This is a genomic window from Sinorhizobium sp. (assembly GCF_059070375.1).
Genome location: NZ_JCACWC010000003.1, coordinates 2,270,417 through 2,289,288, shown reverse-complemented (window position 1 = coordinate 2,289,288; position 18,872 = coordinate 2,270,417). Strand labels below are relative to the sequence as shown.

Annotated in this window: 18 protein-coding genes and 1 other RNA gene; 13 read left to right on the top strand and 6 right to left on the bottom strand. The window is 62.9% G+C overall.

Annotated elements, in window-relative coordinates; genetic code table 11:
• Positions 1 to 237 precede the first annotated feature (237 nt).
• Both AC5J09_RS23150 and AC5J09_RS23145 read left to right on the top strand, forming a co-directional pair.
• On the top strand, positions 238 to 1,434 hold the full coding sequence (locus AC5J09_RS23150; protein WP_494298579.1) for an efflux RND transporter periplasmic adaptor subunit: 1,197 nt from the start codon (positions 238 to 240) through the stop codon (positions 1,432 to 1,434).
• On the top strand, positions 1,431 to 4,565 hold the full coding sequence (locus AC5J09_RS23145; RefSeq protein WP_494298578.1) for an efflux RND transporter permease subunit: 3,135 nt from the start codon (positions 1,431 to 1,433) through the stop codon (positions 4,563 to 4,565). The genes AC5J09_RS23150 and AC5J09_RS23145 overlap by 4 nt, the downstream gene beginning before the upstream one ends.
• A 54-nt stretch (positions 4,566 to 4,619) precedes the next feature.
• Here AC5J09_RS23145 and AC5J09_RS23140 read toward each other — a convergent pair whose 3' ends face one another.
• On the bottom strand, positions 4,620 to 5,054 hold the full coding sequence (locus tag AC5J09_RS23140) for an anthrone oxygenase family protein (RefSeq protein ID WP_100671669.1): 435 nt from the start codon (positions 5,052 to 5,054) through the stop codon (positions 4,620 to 4,622).
• 453 nt (positions 5,055 to 5,507) lie between these two features.
• Between AC5J09_RS23140 and AC5J09_RS23135 the strand changes: the two genes are divergently transcribed.
• Both AC5J09_RS23135 and AC5J09_RS23130 read left to right on the top strand, forming a co-directional pair.
• Entirely contained in the window at positions 5,508 to 6,914 is a 1,407-nt protein-coding gene (locus tag AC5J09_RS23135; protein WP_494298577.1) for an FAD-binding oxidoreductase, read from the top strand.
• Positions 6,915 to 6,978: 64 nt separating this feature from the next.
• The gene (locus tag AC5J09_RS23130) at positions 6,979 to 10,749 is read left to right on the top strand and encodes an AsmA family protein (RefSeq protein WP_494298576.1); all 3,771 of its coding nucleotides are present in this window, start codon (positions 6,979 to 6,981) and stop codon (positions 10,747 to 10,749) included.
• A 41-nt stretch (positions 10,750 to 10,790) separates the two neighbouring features.
• Here the strand turns inward: AC5J09_RS23130 and AC5J09_RS23125 are convergent, their stop codons facing one another.
• From AC5J09_RS23125 to ssrA, 4 genes are all read right to left on the bottom strand, one after another.
• Positions 10,791 to 11,033 carry a ribbon-helix-helix domain-containing protein gene (locus AC5J09_RS23125; RefSeq protein WP_127711991.1) on the bottom strand — a complete coding sequence of 81 codons (243 nt, stop codon included), beginning with the start codon at positions 11,031 to 11,033 and terminating at the stop codon, positions 10,791 to 10,793.
• Positions 11,034 to 11,115: 82 nt separating this feature from the next.
• Entirely contained in the window at positions 11,116 to 11,331 is a 216-nt protein-coding gene (locus tag AC5J09_RS23120; RefSeq protein ID WP_127711993.1) for a DUF4169 family protein, read from the bottom strand.
• 21 nt (positions 11,332 to 11,352) lie between these two features.
• Positions 11,353 to 11,868, bottom strand: coding sequence for an SspB family protein (locus tag AC5J09_RS23115; RefSeq protein WP_018095413.1), 516 nt, complete (start codon positions 11,866 to 11,868; stop codon positions 11,353 to 11,355).
• Between the two features lie 203 nt (positions 11,869 to 12,071).
• Positions 12,072 to 12,431: a transfer-messenger RNA gene (ssrA, locus tag AC5J09_RS23110) on the bottom strand.
• Between the two features lie 149 nt (positions 12,432 to 12,580).
• Between ssrA and AC5J09_RS23105 the strand changes: the two genes are divergently transcribed.
• Positions 12,581 to 12,889 (top strand): DUF2853 family protein, encoded by a 309-nt coding sequence (locus tag AC5J09_RS23105; protein WP_100671663.1) that lies wholly within the window; start codon positions 12,581 to 12,583, stop codon positions 12,887 to 12,889.
• A 113-nt stretch (positions 12,890 to 13,002) separates the two neighbouring features.
• Here AC5J09_RS23105 and AC5J09_RS23100 read toward each other — a convergent pair whose 3' ends face one another.
• A complete protein-coding gene (locus AC5J09_RS23100; RefSeq protein ID WP_100671662.1) occupies positions 13,003 to 13,449 on the bottom strand; it encodes a DUF2267 domain-containing protein in 447 nt (148 codons plus the stop codon).
• 302 nt (positions 13,450 to 13,751) lie between these two features.
• Between AC5J09_RS23100 and AC5J09_RS23095 the strand changes: the two genes are divergently transcribed.
• The 8 genes from AC5J09_RS23095 to hflC all read left to right on the top strand — a co-directional run bounded on the left by AC5J09_RS23095 (position 13,752) and on the right by hflC (position 18,868).
• Positions 13,752 to 13,958 carry a hypothetical protein gene (locus AC5J09_RS23095; protein WP_018095410.1) on the top strand — a complete coding sequence of 69 codons (207 nt, stop codon included), beginning with the start codon at positions 13,752 to 13,754 and terminating at the stop codon, positions 13,956 to 13,958.
• A gap of 10 nt (positions 13,959 to 13,968) precedes the next feature.
• Positions 13,969 to 14,211 carry a hypothetical protein gene (locus AC5J09_RS23090; RefSeq protein WP_010969715.1) on the top strand — a complete coding sequence of 81 codons (243 nt, stop codon included), beginning with the start codon at positions 13,969 to 13,971 and terminating at the stop codon, positions 14,209 to 14,211.
• Positions 14,212 to 14,255: 44 nt separating this feature from the next.
• Positions 14,256 to 14,474 (top strand): hypothetical protein, encoded by a 219-nt coding sequence (locus AC5J09_RS23085; RefSeq protein WP_494298574.1) that lies wholly within the window; start codon positions 14,256 to 14,258, stop codon positions 14,472 to 14,474.
• A gap of 163 nt (positions 14,475 to 14,637) precedes the next feature.
• The gene (locus tag AC5J09_RS23080) at positions 14,638 to 15,432 is read left to right on the top strand and encodes a thymidylate synthase (RefSeq protein WP_494298573.1); all 795 of its coding nucleotides are present in this window, start codon (positions 14,638 to 14,640) and stop codon (positions 15,430 to 15,432) included.
• Positions 15,433 to 15,494: 62 nt separating this feature from the next.
• The gene (locus tag AC5J09_RS23075) at positions 15,495 to 16,100 is read left to right on the top strand and encodes a glutathione S-transferase (RefSeq protein ID WP_018095406.1); all 606 of its coding nucleotides are present in this window, start codon (positions 15,495 to 15,497) and stop codon (positions 16,098 to 16,100) included.
• Complete coding sequence (locus AC5J09_RS23070; RefSeq protein WP_379938178.1) at positions 16,093 to 16,656, top strand: dihydrofolate reductase; 564 nt, start codon at positions 16,093 to 16,095, stop codon at positions 16,654 to 16,656. Before AC5J09_RS23075 ends, AC5J09_RS23070 begins: the two co-directional genes overlap by 8 nt.
• Before the next feature lie 194 nt (positions 16,657 to 16,850).
• Entirely contained in the window at positions 16,851 to 17,939 is a 1,089-nt protein-coding gene (gene hflK / locus AC5J09_RS23065) for an FtsH protease activity modulator HflK (protein ID WP_100671658.1), read from the top strand.
• Positions 17,936 to 18,868: a protease modulator HflC gene (hflC, locus tag AC5J09_RS23060; protein ID WP_100671657.1), complete on the top strand. Its 933-nt coding sequence runs from the start codon at positions 17,936 to 17,938 to the stop codon at positions 18,866 to 18,868. Before hflK ends, hflC begins: the two co-directional genes overlap by 4 nt.
• Positions 18,869 to 18,872: the final 4 nt, after the last annotated feature.

Genomic DNA, 18,872 nt, shown 5'->3' with positions numbered 1-18,872 from the left:
TGCCGCCGACCCGCCGCCTGCGTGTGCGGTTCAGGACGGGCGCAGGGGCCATCATGCCGCCACCAAAATCGCTTTTGTTACAATTGCGTAATGATGCCATTCCGAGATTGCCCGGACGTCTGCAAACAACGATAATCAGCGCAAATCGGAACGTTCCATCGGGTGCGCGCCTCGTTGGAGCGCCCTTTTCTTTTGGAGGGCTTTTTCTTTTGGAGAGCTTTTCTTTTGGAGACATGAATGCGCTTTTGGAATCAGCTCGCGATCAGCGTCGTCGTCCTCGCCGTCGGGGGCGCCGCGTGGGTGCGCTTTGCGCCTGGCGCGGGTGAGACCTTGGCGGCGATCGGGGTTTCGCAACCGTTGATCGATGCGTTGTCGGGACCAAAGGACGGCGAAGGGGCAGGGGGCGGTTCGGGCAATGGCGAGCGCGGGCAGGGTCGACGCAGCGGCTTCGCGGAAGCCCCCCTGGTCGTCGTTAAGCCTGCCGAGCGCGCCGTCGTCAACGACAGGCTGAACGCGATCGGCAACGGCGAAGCGATCCGCTCGGTTACCGTGACGCCGACCGCAACGGGAAATCTCACGGAAATACTGGTGAAGTCGGGCGACAGGATCACGGAAGGCCAGGTAATCGCGCGCCTCGACAGCGACGACCAGATGATCGCTGCCGAGCAGGCGCGGCTGACCCGCGACAGTGCCCGGGAGAAGGTCGAGCGCTACCGCAATCTCAGCACCGCGCGCGCAGTGACGGCCGTCGAGGTGCGTGACTCCGAATTCGCGCTGCAGGCGGCCGAACTGGCGCTGAAAACCGCCGAACTCGACCTGAAGCGTCGCGATATCGTGGCGCCCTCCAAGGGGGTGGTCGGGATCATCACCGTCAATATAGGAGATTACGTCACGACCTCGACGCCGATCGCCGTCGTGGACGACCGGTCGCAGATCCTCGTCGATTTCTGGGTGCCCGAGCGCTTCGCAGGCAAGATCTCCGTCGATCAGCCGGTGACCGCGAGCGCGATCGCGCAGCCAGGGCGTGCACTTCAGGGCGTCGTTCACGCGATAGACAACCGCCTCGACCCGGAGAGCCGGACGCTCCGGGTCCGGGCGCGACTCGAGAATCCGGATGACATGCTGCGCGCCGGCATGTCCTTTTCGGTCACCGTGGCATTCGACGGCGACCGATATCCCACCGTCGACCCGCTGGCGATCCAATGGAGCTCCGAAGGCTCCTTTATCTGGCGGGTCAAAGGCGACAAAAGCGAGCGCGTGCCGATCAAGATCATCCAGCGCAATCCCGACAGGGTGCTTGTCGATGCGGACCTCGCCGAGGGCGACCGCGTCGTGACCGAGGGCGTGCAGCGGCTTCGCGACGGCGGCGTGGTGCGGATCGCCGGCGAGCCTGCGGCCGAGGCCGAGCAGAAGGTCGCGGGAGACGCGAAATGAATATCGGCATGGGAGGCCATCAACCAGGCGGAGGGCAGGGCGGAAAGACGGGCTTCACCGCGCTTTTCATCCGCCGGCCGATCTTCGCCCTGGTCGTCAACACGCTGATCGTCGTGGCCGGTCTTGCCGCCTGGAACGGCGTCGAGATCCGCGAACTGCCGCAGGTCGACCAGCCGGTGGTCTCTGTCACGACCGAGTTCGACGGCGCCTCGCCGGAAACGATCGATCGTGAAGTGACCTCGGTCATCGAAGGTGCCGTCTCACGCGTGCAGGGCATCAAGGGCATTTCGTCTTCCTCGTCATTCGGGCGCAGCCGGGTGACGCTCGAATTCTCCGACACGACCGACATCGGCCAGGCGGCCAACGACGTCCGCGATGCTCTCGGCCGGATCACCGGCCAATTGCCTGATGATGCCGACGAGCCGCGCATCGTGAAGGCGGATTCCGACAGCCAGCCGATCATGCGCCTTGCATTGACCTCCGACACGATGAGCATGGACGACATGACGCTGCTCGTCGAGAACGAGATCAGCGACCGGCTGGCGGCGGTCGAAGGCGTTGCCGACGTCACAGTCTACGGCGACCAGGAGAAGATTTTCCGTATCGACCTGAATCAGGCGAAGCTCGCCGGACGCGGAGTCACCGTGGCCAATCTTCGCGAGGCGCTTTCCGACGCCTCCTACGATGTGCCGGCGGGCTCGCTGACGAGCGCAAGTCAGGACATATCCGTTCGGGCGACGGCCGACCTCCAGACGCCCGAGCAGTTCGAAAACCTGATGCTCGGCAACAATGTCCGGCTTCGCGACGTCGCGACCGTGACCCTCGGCCCGGATACGGGCACTTCGGCGCTGCGCTCCAACGGCCGCGAGGGTATCGGCCTCGGCATCATCCGCCAGGCTCAGTCGAACACGGTCGATATTTCCGAGGGCGTGCGCAGCGTCGTGGACGCGATCTCCTCGGATATCCTGCCGCCCGGAACCGAGCTCAAGATCACCAGCGACGATGCGGTGTTCATCAACGGCGCCATCCATGAGGTGGAGATCGCACTCTTCGTCGCCGTTTTCATCGTCACCCTCGTCATCTACCTGTTCCTGCTCGACTGGCGCGCGACGCTCATCCCGACCATAACCATGCCGATCGCGCTGATCGGTACGGTGGCCGCGATCTATCTTGCGGGCTTTTCGATCAACATCCTGACGCTTCTGGCGATCGTGCTTGCGACCGGGCTCGTCGTCGATGATGCGATCGTGGTGCTCGAAAATATCGTGCGGCGCCGGGCCGAGGGCCTCGGTCCGCGCGCCGCCGCCGTCCACGGTACGCTCGAGGTCTTCTTCGCCGTGCTCGCAACCACGGCCACGCTGGCGGCCGTGTTCGTTCCGCTCTCCTTCCTGCCGGGGCAGACGGGCGGGCTCTTCCGTGAATTCGGCTTCGTGCTCGCCTTTGCGATCCTTCTGTCGTCCTTCGTCTCGCTGACGCTCTGTCCGATGCTCGCCTCGCGCATGCTGACGAAAGAGCCGCATGAGCATGAGGGGGTGATGCAGCGCTTCGGCCGGCGCGCTTCCGCCTTCTACCGCGTGACGCTTCGCGCCTGCCTCAACGCGCCGCTCATCGTCTTCGCGGTGGCCGCCTTCTTTACCGCCGCCGGCGCTTTGGGCTTTCTGACGCTCAAGTCGGAGCTAACGCCGAACGAGGACCGGTCGCAGGTCATGCTGCGGATCAACGCGCCGCAGGGCGTCTCGCTGGAATACACGCAGGCACAGCTACGCCGCATCGAAGAGGGCCTGCAGCCGCTGCTCAAATCCGGCGAGATCAGCAATGTGTTCTCGATTTCCGGTCAGGGCGGCTCGGCCAATAGCGGCTTCATGGTCCTGACGCTTGCCCCATGGGAAGCGCGCGAGCGTACGCAGGGCCAGATCGTCGCCGACATCAACAGGGCGACCTCGAAGATCCCGTCGGTTCGCGCCTTCACCATCCAGGCGAACAGCCTCGGTATCCGCGGTGCCGGCAGCGGCCTGCAGGTCGCGCTTGTCGGCAACGATTACAAGAAGCTGGGCGACGCGGCGACGAAGCTCGTCAGGGCAATGGAGGATACCGGCCGCTTCGAGAATGTGAGGCTCAACTACGAGGCCAACCAGGCGCAATTGTCGGTGACGATCGACCGGGAGCGCGCCTCCGACCTCGGCGTGGACATAGGTGGCCTCTCCTGGGCGCTGCAGGCGATGCTCGACGGCAGCAGCGTCGTCGATATCTTCGTGGAAGGAGAGTCCTATCCGGTCAAACTGCTCTCTTCCACCGAGCCGCTCAACGACCCGACGGATCTGCAGAACATCTTCGTCAAGGCCGGCGACGGCCGCATCGTGCCGATGTCGTCCATCGCCACGGTCGAGGAGAAGGCAGTGGCGCCGCAGCTTTCCCGCGAATCGCAACTGCGCGCCGTTTCGCTGTCGGCCGGCCTGAAGTCCGATCTCGCACTCGGCGAGGCGCTGTCGATGGTCGAGGAGATCGCCGAACCCCTTCTGCCGCCCGGATCGCGGATCATGCCGCTTGCCGAGGCCGCGACGCTGGACGAGAACGCCAACGGCCTGTTCGTTACCTTCGGCTTCGCGCTCGTCATCATCTTTCTGGTGCTCGCGGCGCAATTCGAAAGCTTCGTGAGCGGCCTCATCATCATGTCGACCGTGCCGCTCGGTCTCGCCTGCGCCGTCTTCGCAATGATCGTGACCGGCAACACGCTCAACATCTACAGTCAGATAGGGCTCGTCATGCTGGTCGGCATCATGGCCAAGAACGGCATCCTGATCGTCGAGTTCGCCAACCAGCTCCGCGACCGTGGGCAGGACGTCCGCAGCGCCATCGAGAATGCCGCCAATATCCGTCTTAGGCCGGTGATGATGACAATGATCGCGACCGTCGTGGGCGCGGTACCGCTGGTTCTGGCAAGCGGTGCCGGCGCCGAAGCACGCATCGCCCTTGGCTGGGTGCTCGTGGGTGGGTTGGGTCTGGCGGTGGTCGTGACGCTCTATCTGACGCCCGTCGCCTATCTGGTCATTGCCCGCTTTACCAAGCCACATGCCGACGAGGAGCGGAAGCTGCTGGAGGAGATGAAGGCGGCCGAGGTGCTCAAGATCTGACATGGTCGAAATCTGAGGCAGCGGCAGGTGGCGCGGCGCAATTGCCGCGGATCGTCAGAAGCCGCCTGCTGCGGCAGCGAGATAGATGAGGGTAGCGAGCGCACCGAGGGCGCTGCGGCCGGCATGGAGCCTGCCCCAGCGCTCGATCAGTTCGCGGGTTTCCGCATTCGCCTGATCCGGACGGGTCGTCTCCAGGCGCTGGTTGACGGGCATGATGACGAAAAGCGTATAGGGCCAGTTGAGTATGATGACGGCCGCTCCCAAGCCCCAGAGCGCATCGCCTGACTGCCACCATGCCACAGCGCCGAGGAGGCAGGAAACGATCGCGAGAGGAGCCTGCATCTCGAAGCCGCGCCGATAGGCGGGTACCCATTCCCGCAGCGCTGCACCTCCGTCCAGCGCCAGTCTGGCAGGCTGTTCAGCCACATTGATGTAAATGGCGGCGCCGAAGAAAATCGACGCGGTGATCAAAGCAAGCAGCCCGAACATGCGACGTTCTCCCTTTCCGGACATAATACCCTATAGGCCCGCAAACAAAAGGCGCATTCGCTGCGGTGCCCTCCAGTCGGCCGGACTTGTGACAAGCCGGTATCACCGGCGGTAATTTTTTGACGCGATGCCGCTCCAAACCGGTGAACTTCTGGACAAAGTGATTCCGATTTGCACAGTAGCCCATTGAAATGTAAGCGCTTCCGGTCGGCCGGGTGGCTGGGGCGCGTGCGGACAAGGACGGTGTCGATCGTCGAAGCCGTCCAAAGCGCCCGCGACGGATTTGCGAGAGTGGAGACGGGAGAGTGAGCCCTCGCGTATTTTCCTTGTCGCGCCGGACCGGGTGCCCTTAATTCGAGTGCGAATTGGGGATAGATTGTGCGGGCGCTCAAGACGAAAGAGCGCTCTTCCGGGGCCGCGAAGGCGCATCGGGAGATGAGAAGGAGAATTTTCGTGGCGGTGAACGCAATCCGGGCAGGGGCGAGAAACGAGAACGGTATCGCGGCGGCCAAAACACACCTCGCCACACGCTTCGGCGATCGATTCCAGACCGGTGAAGCGATCCGGGCCCAGCACGCCCACACGACGACCTACATTCCCGCGCAGCTGCCCGATGCCGTGGTTTTCCCCGAAAGTGCAGCCGAGGTGCGCGAGGTCGTGGAGATCGCATGTGAGCACCGCGTGCCGCTCATCCCCTTCGGAACGGGCTCTTCGCTCGAAGGTCACGTCAACGCGCCCCATGGCGGCATTTCGGTCGACATGATGCGGATGAACCGCGTGCTTGCGGTCAATGCCGACGACCTGGACTGCACGGTGGAGCCGGGCGTGACGCGGGAGGAACTCAACAGCTACCTGCGCGACACCGGTCTCTTCTTCCCGATCGATCCGGGCGCAAACGCCTCGATCGGCGGCATGGCGTCGACGCGTGCATCGGGCACCAATGCGGTGCGCTACGGCACCATGAAGGAAAACGTGCTCGCCGTCACGGCCGTTGTCGCCGGCGGGCGCGAAATCAGGACGGCCCATCGGGCGCGCAAGTCGTCGGCCGGCTATGACCTGACGCGCCTCTTCGTCGGCGCGGAAGGCACCCTCGGCATCCTCACCTCGATCACGCTGCGCCTGCAGGGCATACCGGAGGTGATTTCCGGCGGCGTCTGCCCTTTTCCGACGATTGCCGACGCCTGCAATGCCGTGATCCTGACGATCCAGTCCGGCATCCCGGTGGCGCGCATAGAACTCCTGGACGCGTTGCAGATGAGGGCGTGCAATGCCTATTCGGGCCTGACCTACCAGGAAACGCCCACCCTTTTCGTCGAATTCCACGGCAACGGGGAGAGCGTCGAGCTGCAGTCCCGTCAATTCGCCGAAATAGCGTCGGAATTCGGTTCTACGGGTTTCATCTGGACGACCAATCCGGAAGAGCGGGCACGGCTCTGGAAGGCACGGCACAACGCCTACTGGGCGCAGAAGAGCCTCATGCCCGGGCGCGCCATTCTCTCCACCGATGTCTGCGTGCCGATCTCGCGTCTTGCCGACTGCGTCGCGGCGACGCATGAAGACATTGCTGCGCATGGTTTGGTCGCGCCGATCGTCGGGCACGCCGGCGATGGAAATTTTCATGTGGGGCTGCTCTTCGACGACACGGATGCGGCTGACGTGGCGAAGGCGGAGGCTTTCGTCGAGCGGCTGAATGGGCGGGCGCTCTCCATGGACGGCACGTGTACGGGCGAACATGGGATCGGGCAGGGCAAGATGCCGTTTCTTGCGGCCGAACTCGGCGATGCGCTGGATCTGATGCGGCAGATCAAACGCTCTCTCGATCCCGACAACATCTTCAATCCGGGCAAGATCTTTGCCTGAGACTTGCAAAACCGGCTCAAAGCCGCAATGCAAGGGACGGACGAACTGACGGGAATGTGACACGGTGCTGGCGCGAATTCTGGTTACCCTCGGAGGACTGTTGGTCGTCGCGCTCTTTGCCGCGCTGATCGCACCCCTGTTTATCGACTGGACCAGCTTCCGTGCCGATTTCGAGCGGGAGGCAAGCCGCATCATGGGCAAGCCCGTGGTGGTCCATGGTAGCGTCGATGCGCGTCTCATTCCCTTTCCTACGGTCACGCTCAACGACGTGCGCGTCGGAGCGAGCGACGGCGGCGCACCGCTGATTCAGGTCGCGCAGTTTTCGATGAGCGCGGAGCTTGCGCCCTTCCTGAGCGGCGAGGCACTGATCTTCGACATGCGGCTCGACCGGCCGAAGGCGCGGCTCCGGCTCCAGCCCGATGGCACGCTGGATTGGGCACGCGGGTCGCGCGCCGCGATTCCCGCCAATACGGTCATCCTGGAGAGGGTGGAGATCGCCGACGGCGAGATCGAGTTCGTGGATGAGCAGACGGGGCGCACACGCCGGGTCAGTGAGCTCTCCGCCGACCTCTCGGCCCGCACGCTCGCCGGGCCCTGGAGGGTCGAGGGCCGTGCGACGCTCGACGGTGAGGCGGGAAGCTTCTCATTGACGAGCAACACCGTCGACGAAACGGGCGCCTTGAGCCTGCGGGCGCGGCTGGTGCCGGACGAACGGCCCTTCGGCGTGGAGCTCGACGGCGATCTGAAGATCGTCGATTTCAGACCGGTTTATGCCGGGCGCTTCACGCTCACGGAGAACCGGCCCGCCAGCGAGGTCAAGGCGGACGGCGCCCTTCGTATCAACGGCGAGTTCCAGCTTACCAACGAAAGCATCCGCGTACCGGAATACCATTTCGAAATAGGGCCGCCCGACGATCCCTATATCGTCACCGGCGAGGCGACGCTCGACACCGGCAAGGACCAGCGGTTCCTGCTGATCGCCGACGGCCAGCAGATCGATGTCAGCCGCATCGGCAATTCCGGCAGCAGCGGCAAGACGGGGCGCGATCCGGCCGTCTCGCTACGCCAGCGGATCGACGCAATGCTGGCGATCGCCGCCGATATTCCGATCCCGCAGGTGCCGGGACGCGCCAGTCTTAAACTTCCGGCGATCGTGATCGGCGACACGACGGTGCGCGACGTTCGCCTTGACGTCCGGCCCGACGGCGTCGGCTGGATCGTCGACAATGCGGTCGCACTCCTGCCCGGCCGCACGCAACTGGAAGCCAAGGGCCGGCTGAGCCTCAAGGAGCAGCGCTCCTTTCGCGGGGACCTCGTCATCGCTTCGAACCAGCCGTCGGGATTCGCGAACTGGCTGGCGGGATCGGTCGATCCGGCGATACGCACGCTGAAAACGGCCGGGTTTTCGGCGACGGTCAATCTGACGGACACTCTGCAGCAGTTTGAAAACCTTGAAGTGGCGGCAGGTCCGGCCACGTTGCGCGGCAGGATCGAGCGCCAGTCCTTCGCCGAGCAGCCACCCGCGCTGTCGCTGCAGTTGAAAGGCAACCGCATAGATATGGAGGCGCTTCAGGCCCTCGCCGGTCTTGTCGCGGGCGACGCCTCCACCGGGACGTTGCTGCAGCACGCCATCGCCGCCGATCTTTCCGCCGAGACATTCTCCGCCTTCGGTGAGGAAGCGCAGGACGTTCAGGCGGTGCTCACCTTCAAGAACGGCCAACTGCAGGCGGAGCGCGTGGCGATCGGCGCTCTTTCAGGCGCCCAGCTTGCGTTCTCCGGCCGCATCAGCGGCGGGCTCGAAAAACCGGTCGTGTCGGCGAAGATGAAACTCGCCGCGGAGGAGCTTACGCCCTTCCTCGAAATGATCGGACGGCATAGCGCGGCCCATCCGGCGCTGGAACGGCTGATCAAGGCCGGACCCTATTACTCGGACGCTGCTTTCGACGTAACGCTGACGGCCGGCAACAAGGAGGGTAACGCACCCTTCACCTTCGGGGTGATCGGGACCGCCAACGGAGGCAAGATAGCCGCCAGCTATCAGGCGCCCGATGTCGCCCAGGCGCTCGCCGGCCAGGGCATGCTGCTGGAGGCGACGCTCGAGAATCCGCAGACATCCGTTCTCCTGGGGCAGGCCGGATTGGACCCGCTGCCCTTCGAAGCGGACGCAAACGGCATTCTTGCCATAAAGCTGCAGAGCACGGAGGGCTCGAAGGCAAATGGTTCGCTGACCTTCACCACGGAGCGGACGTCGCTTGCGGCGAACGGTGTCTTCGATCTTGCGCGCGCGCACTACCTCGAAGGGCAGGGGAAGCTCACCCTGAAGTCCGAGGACCTGGAGCCCTATCTGCTGTTGCAGGGCATCGGGCTGCCGCAGATGGGCAGCGGTTTGCCGGTAACGGTCTCGGCCGAGTTTGCGACCGATGCCGAAAAAATCGCAGTGACCGCAATCGAGGGCAAAGCCGACCAGAACGGCTTTGCCGGCGCGCTTTCGATCGACCGCAAGGTCCTCGGCAAGGCGCAAGGGGAGCTTTCGGTCGATGCCCTCGATCTCGCCTGGCTCGGCGAAGGAATTCTGGGGCAGGTTCACGACGCAAGCACCGGGGGACTGGCGCTGGCACCGGTCGTAAAACCGGCATGGACCGGGCTCGATGTGGCGCTCAACGTAAGTGCGAAGCGCTTCTGGCCAGGCGTCTACGGTCCGGTGACCGGCTTTGCCGGGCAGCTGCAATGGAAGGGCGATGAACTCGCACTCAGCGATGCGACGGGAGACTGGCTGGGGGGCAAGCTCGCGGGGCGGCTGCAAATCGGCAATGCCAACGGCTCCGGCTACCTGCGCTCGAAGTTCGATCTCACAGGTGCCGACATTGCCGAAACGGGTTGGGTGCGGCCGACGGGCCCGGTGGCGACCGGCCGCTTCGATCTTGCCGTGGCGATGGAGGCTGCCGGCGCAACGCCGCAGGCAATGGTGCAATCGCTCAGCGGATCCGGAACGGCGACCTTGAACGGGCTTACTCTCAACGGCATCAATACGGCGGCGCTGCCGCAACTGATGGCGGCGGCGGACGCAATGAAGACCGATATCTCGCCCGATGCGATCCGCAAGGCTGCAGAGAACCTGCTCTTCACCGGCCAGTCGGTCGTCGGCGCTGTGAAGGTGCCCTTCGGCATTGCAGGCGGAACCGTGAGGGCGCAGAACGTCACCGCCGGTGATGGCAACGCTGCTTTCAGCGGGGAGGCTGCTTTCGACTTGCCTGCAGGGCGAATGAGCGGGGCGATCGATCTGACCTTCCGTCCCGGCGAGGAGGCGCTTGCGGGAGCCGAGCCTCGCGTCCGGTTCTCCTATGCCGGGCTGCTTGCATCGCCCGGCGTGACGGTCGATGTCACGGAGCTGTCTAACTTCCTGTCGCTTAGAGCCTTCGAGCGCGAGCGCAGGCGTGTCGAGACACTACAGGCGAATGTGCTCGAAAAGCAACGCTTGCGCCGCGAGGTAGCGCTTTACCGGGCGCGCGCGGCGGAGCGTGAGCAGCAGCGCTTGCGGACGATCGCCGAGGAGCGCCGCCGTCAGGCAGCGGCGGCGGAAGCGGCGCGGATGCGGGCGGAGGCGGAAGCACGGGCGGCCGCTGAACGCCGTGCGGAGGATGAGGAGCGGCTGAGAATGCGGCAGCTGCCGCCGCGCAGCATCGGTCGTCAGCAGACGCCTGTCGCTCCGTCGCAGGATGCCCGGCGCGGCGGCCAGTTGCCATCGCCTTCCGGCAACCCGGGCGGGCAAAATGCCGGACCACCGGCTGGTCAGGGCCTGAATTTCGATTTGCTTCCCGACATTACCGTGCAGTAGCAGGCGACCGGCGAGCAACGGCATTGTTCCCGGAGGTGGCTCTATGCCTCGCGCACCGTCCCTTCGCGTGCCTTGACCCAGGCGAGCACATAGACCCGTAAGGCCGACGACAGATTTCCATCCTGGCCGCGGCCGTCGTCGATCTCGGCAATGAGCCGCGCGAGCGGCATGTCGCGGTCCTTGGCGATGGATTTCAATTCCAGCCAAAAGGGTTCTTCGAGAGTGAAGCTGGTGCGGTGTCCGTGCAAGGTGGCCGAATGCTTGACGACCTTCCCCATGCTCATAAACGGATTCAAGCAGCTGCCGATCGGATTCGGAAAGCTGCCGCAAGTCCTTGAGTGGGAATCGCTTTTGCGGCTGCGGTCGTCACGGCTTCTTCCGGTCGATTGAAGCCTCGCCGCCCGCTTGCTCGAGCCTGCCGTGATCAAGCGTCTTTGCGGCCTTTTCGTTCAAGGCCTTGGTCAGGGCCTTCTCGGTTTTGCTGCGGCCGAAGGTAAGGCGATTCTGCTCGGCCTGCTTTTCCTTTTCAGTCCGAGCCTGGCGTTTGCGGAACTGACGCAGATTGATCACGTCGCCGGCCATGGTCCGCGCCTCCTCGCGTCGTCAGTTTTTCTTGCGGAAGGAATCGAGCGAGACGACGGAAGCGCCGCCGCCCTTCGGGCCGTCGGGTTTTTCCGTGCTTTCGTCAGTTGCGGCCTCGGCAGCTTCGTCGAGCGGATAAGCGGTTATTTCCGCCGAATCGGCTTCTTCTTCCTCGCCGGCCGCCACATCGAACTCCAGTTCGAAGTTGACCGAGGGATCGTAGAAGCCGCGAATTGCATTGTACGGTATCACAAGCTTTTCCGGTGTGTCCGAGAACGAAAGGCCGATTTCGAAGCCGGTCTCGGTAACCTTCAGATCCCAGAACTGGTGCTGGACGACGATCGTCATCTGTTCCGGATACTTGGCCTTGAGATGTTGCGAGATCCGGACACCGGGCGCACCGGTCAGGAACGTAATGAAGAAGTGGTGATCGCCGGGCAGGTGGCCCGTAGCGGAAACTTCGGCCAACACCTTGCGAATGACGCCGCGAAGCGCGTCCTGCGCCAGAATGTCGTAGCGAATATGGTCCTGGCCCATTTGGTCCCCGTTCTCTTCAAGTCACTTGATGCATGATTCCTGCAACCGGAACTCCATTCAGGAAATCATGCAGCGATTCAAGGTGCTACAGCCAAACCTGCGCCTTGACTATGTCGGCGCCGTGGCCTGCTCCTTCATTGCCCGTCTGTTTATGACGAGTCAATTATTGAGGCATCTATAGACCATTTCACGACAGGGGAGAAGGTGAAGGCTTCTGTTGCCAGGTGCCTTCGGACCCCGCCTTACGGTGCTACCCGGAAGGACTTGATTTGAAGTGTCGCACCGCCGTTAGGCAGCGAGACGTGCTTCAGCATAGTTGTCGTTTGCAACTATAAGTTTAGCCCGATAACGGTGGTACAATGCCGAGCAAAAAGTCGATCTTTACGCCCTTGTCGATCCTATTTCGCCCCCATCAAAAGCCGGTCTGCACCAGGCCGGTTTTTGGTGGAGGCGCCGGGTACCGCCCCCGGGTCCAATGGGTTTATTGCATCGCCCGTTTATTGCCATAGCCGCCCGAAGACGGCACTCGTCATATAGGTCTTTCCGCGTCCCAAGAAAAGGGCTTCTCGAGGGAAATGACGGATTTATGTCGGTCTCGCCAACTCCGCACGAAATGCTTGACTTACACGAGCGGCGTGAAAAACTCCGCCTGCTGCACGCGGTTCGCGAGAAGGGCGGCAGCTTTTGAGAGCAAGTGCAAAGTGGAGGCTTCATGACTGATTATCTTGCAGACGTGCAGAAGTATGACAGCAGCGCCGACGAAGCAGTTGTCAACAAGATCGTGCGCCATCTCGGTATCGCCCTTCGCAATAAGGATTCCGCCCTCGTTTCGGCGTCGGATCCAAAAGAACTGGAACGCGTCAAGGAAAAGTGGTGTGAGAAGAAACTCGGCGTCGGCGGGTCAGATGCAGATGCCGCTGTTGCTGCGGCGGCCAAAGCGATGGCGGATGATCGCAGCAAGTCGCGTGTGACCTTCTACTATCTGGTCGCCAAGAATTTGGGCAAGCTCCAGACGCTCTGATCCAGGTTGGCCGGCAAAGCGCTTTCCGGTCGGCGACGAGCCGGCCGGGCGCCAGAGCTGCCCCGGCGGCGCCGTGACCCGGCGCCGATCTCTTTTATTCGCCCCCGTTTGCGCTATTCGCGGGCGCCGATGCTGTCGGGCCACAACGACTGAATTTCTTTGGGCAAGGCGTCGCGTACCTTTGCAGTCTGGCCAAGGTCGACATGCCGCGCCAGGACCCGAAATACGCTACGCGCCGCGTCGGCCGGATTGACCGGTCGCGTATCCTTCATACCCTCCGCGATCCGGGCGAGAAATTCGTCGAGCGAACGAGTGCCCTTGTCCGGTGGGTGGTTCGGCCGGTATTGATCGTAGTAGGCGCCTCGTACGATCAGCGGAAGTTCCGCGCCGAGATGGGCCGCGATTTCCGGAGGAAGCCGGTCCCGCAGGACCCGCAGCACAACTGACAGGATGTGCCAGGCGACTTTCCGGTCGGGACCGTGTTGTTCCATGATCTCGCCGAGCCAGATATGGGTCGTTTGCAGTGTCTTCTCGAAGACGTCGAGACCTGTGGCGCTCATCGTCACCTCCCTTGCTTGATGGCTGAAGCGCAACTGCATGTCTCTTTGGCGGGAACCGGTTCAGGCGGTCAGAGCCCGTTCAGGCGTGAACATGCAGAATTTCGCGTCCCGCGAAGAACGCGGCGCTGTAGATTGGCCTAACAGCCATACGCCGCGATTGTTTCGCCGCTGCCGGTAAATACTGCTCCGCCTCGTGCTGCCGAACGGGGCCGCGATTGCGGAACATTCACGGTTCAGTGCGGTTAACCGAGGAAGCGAACCAGGGGCGCCCCGGAACAAGTCGCAGAGCAGGAGGAAGGCCGATGACATCGTCCAAACATCCGAAGACACGCCGCCCGAGCGACAAGGACCTGAAGCAGGATCCCGGGATCGGACGCACGAAGGGCATTGGTGGACCGTCAGACTACGAAGCCCTGAAACGCGGCAACACTATTGAAGGAGATGTCGCGAACGACACGACCGCGCAAGGCGGCGCAAATCCGGACCAGCGCGGTCGCAGCAACAAATAGGAGCAAGGCAATGGTCGGCAGAAAGACGCAAGAGCAGCAGAAGCGCGTGCTGCAGGGCCGCGAGAACACCTCCAACGCAGACAAGGACTTCAATGCCGAAGCGGATCTGCACCGTTCCGACGCTTTGAGAAAGGCGCAACGCAAGGGACAGGATCTGAGCACCGAGCATGGCGATGCCCGCGAGGCGGACGATCGCAGCATTCTGCGTGGGAAAAATCAGGAGAGCAGGCATCACAAGGGCGCCGGCGACTGACCTAGCTGGCCGGCATTTCCGAGAATAGCTGAAAGGAGACTGCGATGGCTCACGCCAGCAAGAAGAACATGGGAAAGCCCGACAAGGGCAAGGGCGACGGTAGCGGTGCGAAAACCGAACTGAAGGAAGGCGTCCTCGGCGAAAACGACGTCCTGTCGAACAGGGACAAAGCGCAGCATTCCGACTCGCGCGGCCTCGACGAGAAGGCGGTAAGGAACGAGCAGTATCAGGACCACGCCGCAAACCGACGCCCGTCGAAATGAACCGGCGGGCGCGTATGCCGGAGATATTGACCGGGCTGGTTGGCCCGACCGACGGACAGTCGTGCATGGCGATGCGAAGTGCGGGAAAACACCTTTCCACCATTGGTTCGCGCGGCGGTTCGTTCTATTTTCGACGCTACGAACGAATCGTCGGCGGAAAAGCATGCGACAATATCTCGATCTCCTCGAACATGTGATCACAACGGGAACCGACCGGGGCGACCGTACGGGTACGGGCACGCGCTCCGTTTTCGGCTATCAGATGCGCTTCGACCTGTCGCAGGGTTTTCCGGTGCTGACCACCAAGAAGCTGCATCTGCGCTCGATCATTCACGAGCTTCTCTGGTTCCTCAGGGGCGACACGAACGTCGCCTATCTCAAGGAAAACGGGGTGAGCATCTGGGACGAATGGGCGGACGAAAACGGCGAGCTCGGACCGGTCTACGGCTATCAATGGCGCTCCTGGCCGACGCCCGGCGGCGGACATATCGATCAGATCGCGGCGCTCGTCGAGGGCCTGAAGACCAATCCGAATTCCCGCCGCCACATCGTTTCGGCCTGGAACCCGGCGCTTGTCGACGAAATGGCGCTCCCGCCATGCCACTGCCTGTTCCAGTTCTACGTGGCGGACGGGAAGCTCTCCTGCCAGCTCTACCAGCGCTCGGGCGATATCTTTCTCGGCGTACCCTTCAATATCGCTTCCTACGCTCTGCTGACGATGATGGTGGCGCAGGTCACAGGGCTCGAAGCCGGCGATTTCGTTCATACGCTGGGTGATGCACATATCTACCGCAACCACTTCGAACAGGCGCAGCTGCAACTGACGAGAACGCCGAAGCCGCTGCCGAAACTGGAAATAAATCCGGCGGTGAAGGATATATTTTCGTTTAGATTCGAAGACTTTGAGCTCGTCGGCTACGAAGCCGATTCACATATCAAGGCGCCGGTCGCGGTCTAGCTAAGCACTCCGGGCAAAGCCGGCTCCCGCGTTTCCCGGTGGTGCCCCAATGGGAGGTTTCCATGCTGACGCTGATCCACGCGCCTTTGTCGCGCTCATCGCGCATCATCTGGCTGCTCGAAGAACTCGGTGCCGACTACGACATCCGTTATGTCGATATCCGCCGTTGGGACGGATCCGGCGGCCCGGACGAAAACAATCCGCATCCGCACAAGCAGGTGCCGGCACTCCTCCACGACGGGACATTGATCTGGGAGTCGGTCGCGGTCGTGCAATATCTGACGGATCTCTATCCCGATTGCAGCCTGAGCCGGCCGCCCGGCCATCGCGAGCGCGGCGCCTATCTGTCGTGGCTCGCCTACTATGCCGGTGTCATCGAGCCGACCGCTCTCGCTCATATATCCGGAGTGACGGTGAACAATCCGGGGCTCGCGAGGCTTTACACCGAAATGTGCGCGCATGTGATCGACGCGCTTACGCGGCACACCTATCTCCTTGGCGAATCGATGAGCGCGGCCGATCTGTTGCTCGCAAGCGCACTGCAGTGGATGCGCAAGATCCTGCCGGAAAGCGACGTGATAGATCGCTATATTCGCGTCGTCACGGACCGGGCGGCGCTGGTTCGCGCGCGTGAAATCGACAGCAAGCCGAGTGGCTTTCATGACTGAGGCGGAGCAGAAGGTGACCACCCGACCGAAGATCGTTTTCGTCGTCGCTGTCGCAGCGAATGGAGTCATCGGCCGCGAGGGCGATCTGCCCTGGCGGCTCTCGACCGATCTCAAGCGCTTCAAGGCGCTGACGATCGGCAAGCCGGTCGTCATGGGACGTAAGACCTGGGCCTCGCTCGGGCGACCCTTGCCCGGCAGGCCGAACATCGTCATCAGCCGCAACCCCGATTTCGAGGCTCCCGGCGCGGAGGTGGCGCCGTCGCTGGAAGTGGCGCTCACGATCGCGCGGGAGCGGGCGGCCGCGGTCGGGGCCGACGAGATCTGCATCATTGGCGGCGGCGAGATCTACCGTCAGTCGATCGGCATGGCCGATGTGCTGCACGTGACCGAAGTGCAAGCGGAGGTGGATGGCGATACACGCTTCCCTTCTATCGACCCGGCGATTTTCGAAAAGGTGCTGGAGGAAGACCTTCCGCGCGGCGAGAAAGACAGCCACGCGATGCACTTCGTGACCTGGCGCCGCCGCACGTCGCCGCCAGAAGGTGCCGGAGCCTGAGCGGTCTCGGTGCTTATCCACGCACTTGCCTATCGCTACGGCGGGAGCGGTGAACAATTTTAACGCATTTACGGTGAACTCGGCCGTATCGCGTTGAAAGCAATGCACATGATACCTATAACGGGTTCACATCGTGACCGGCCGCAATGCCTGCGGGGCGTTCAGCGACAGAGTTTCTTGGAAGTGAGGATTTGATGCCCTGGAGCAATCAGAATGGCGGCGGCGGCGGCCCGTGGGGCGGCGGCGGCGGCAATCAGGGGCCATGGGGCCAGGGGCCCAACCGGCCACGCGGCGGAAGAGGTGGTCCGCCGGATCTGGAAGAGATCATCCGGCGTGGCCAGGATCAATTGAAAAACGTGGTTCCGGGAGGCTTCAACGGCGGGATCTTCGTCATCGTGGGCCTGTTGGTCCTCGGCTTCGTTCTGCTGAATTCCATCTATACCGTTCAGCCGGATGAACGCGGCGTCGAGATGCGCTTCGGCAAGCCGAAGGAAGAAATCTCCATGCCGGGCCTGCACTATCACTTCTGGCCGCTCGAAACCGTCGAGATCGTCAAGGTGACGGAGCAGCAGCAGAATATCGGCGGCCGCACGGGCCAGTCGAATGCCGGCCTGATGCTCAGCGGCGATCAGAACATCGTCAACGTGCAGTTCTCGGTGCTGTTCTCGGTTACCGATCCGAAGGCCTATCTCTTCAATGTCGAGAACCCGGCCGACACGCTGCAGCAGGTGGCCGAAAGCGCAATGCGCGAGGTCGTCGGCCGCCGTCCGGCCCAGGATATCTTCCGCGACAACCGCCAGGCGATCGCCGCGGACGTGAAGAACACGATCCAGGCGACGATGGATGCTTACGGCGCCGGCATATCGGTGAATACCGTAGCGATCGAGGATGCCGCACCGCCGCGTGAGGTGGCCGATGCCTTCGACGAAGTGCAGCGCGCCGAACAGGACGAGGACCGCTTCGTGGAGGAGGCGAACCAGTACGCCAACCAGGTGCTCGGCAGGGCTCGCGGCCAGGGCGCCCAGATCCGCGAAGAGGCGGCCGCCTACAAGGACCGCGTCGTCAAGGAAGCTCAGGGTGAGGCTCAGCGCTTCATCTCGGTCTACGACGAATATTCCAAGGCCCCCGAGGTCACGCGCAAGCGGCTTTACATCGAAACGCTGCAAGGCGTTCTCGGCAAGTCCAAGAAGGTCATCCTGGACGAAAAGAACGGCCAGGGCGTGCTGCCCTACCTGCCGCTCAACGAAATCGGCAGGCCCGTTCAGTCGGGAGGAAACCAATGATCAACAATCGCAGTTCAATAATCCTGATCGTCCTCGCCGCCGTCCTGTTCGTCGTCTATTCCTCGGTCTTCGTCGTGAACGAGCGCCAGCAGGCGATCGTCGTTCGCTTCGGTCAGATCCGGGAGGTGAAGAGCGAACCGGGTCTTTATTTCAAGCTTCCATTCGGCTTCATGGACGCCGATCGCGTCCAGTATGTCGAAGACCAGGCACTCCGTTTCGACCTCGACAATATCCGCGTGCAGGTCTCCGGCGGCAAATTCTACGAGGTGGATGCATTCGTCGTCTACAAGATCGCCGACCCCCGCCGCTTCCGGCAGACGGTTTCCGGAGACCGAGAATCTGCGGAGTCCCGGCTTAGGACGCGCCTCGATGCTTCGCTGCGCCGGGTCTACGGTCTGAGGGGATTCGAGGCGGCGCTTTCCGACGAGCGCGCATCGATGATGCGTGAGGTCCGTACGGACCTCAGCGCGGATGCCGAGTCGCTTGGTCTCAATATCGAGGACGTGCGCATCCGCCGCACGGACCTGACCCAGGAAGTCTCGCAGCAGACCTACGATCGGATGAAGGCGGAACGTCTGGCCGAAGCCGAACTGATCCGTGCCCGGGGCAACGAGGAAGGCCAGCGACGCCGCGCGATTGCCGATCGTCAAGTGGTCGAGATCGTTGCCGAAGCGCAGCGTGATTCGGAAATCCTGCGCGGTGAGGGCGAAGCGGAGCGGACGCAGATATTTGCCGACGCATTCCAGCGCGATCCGGGCTTCTTCGAGTTCTACCGGTCGATGGCTGCCTATGCGCAGTCGATCGGCAGCCCGGACACAACCATCGTGCTGTCGCCGCATTCGGAATTCTTCCGTTATTTCAACAGTGCGGACGGTGCGGACCAACCGCCACCGAGCCCGGGCCTGGCGGCGCCGACCACCGCAGATTGAGCGG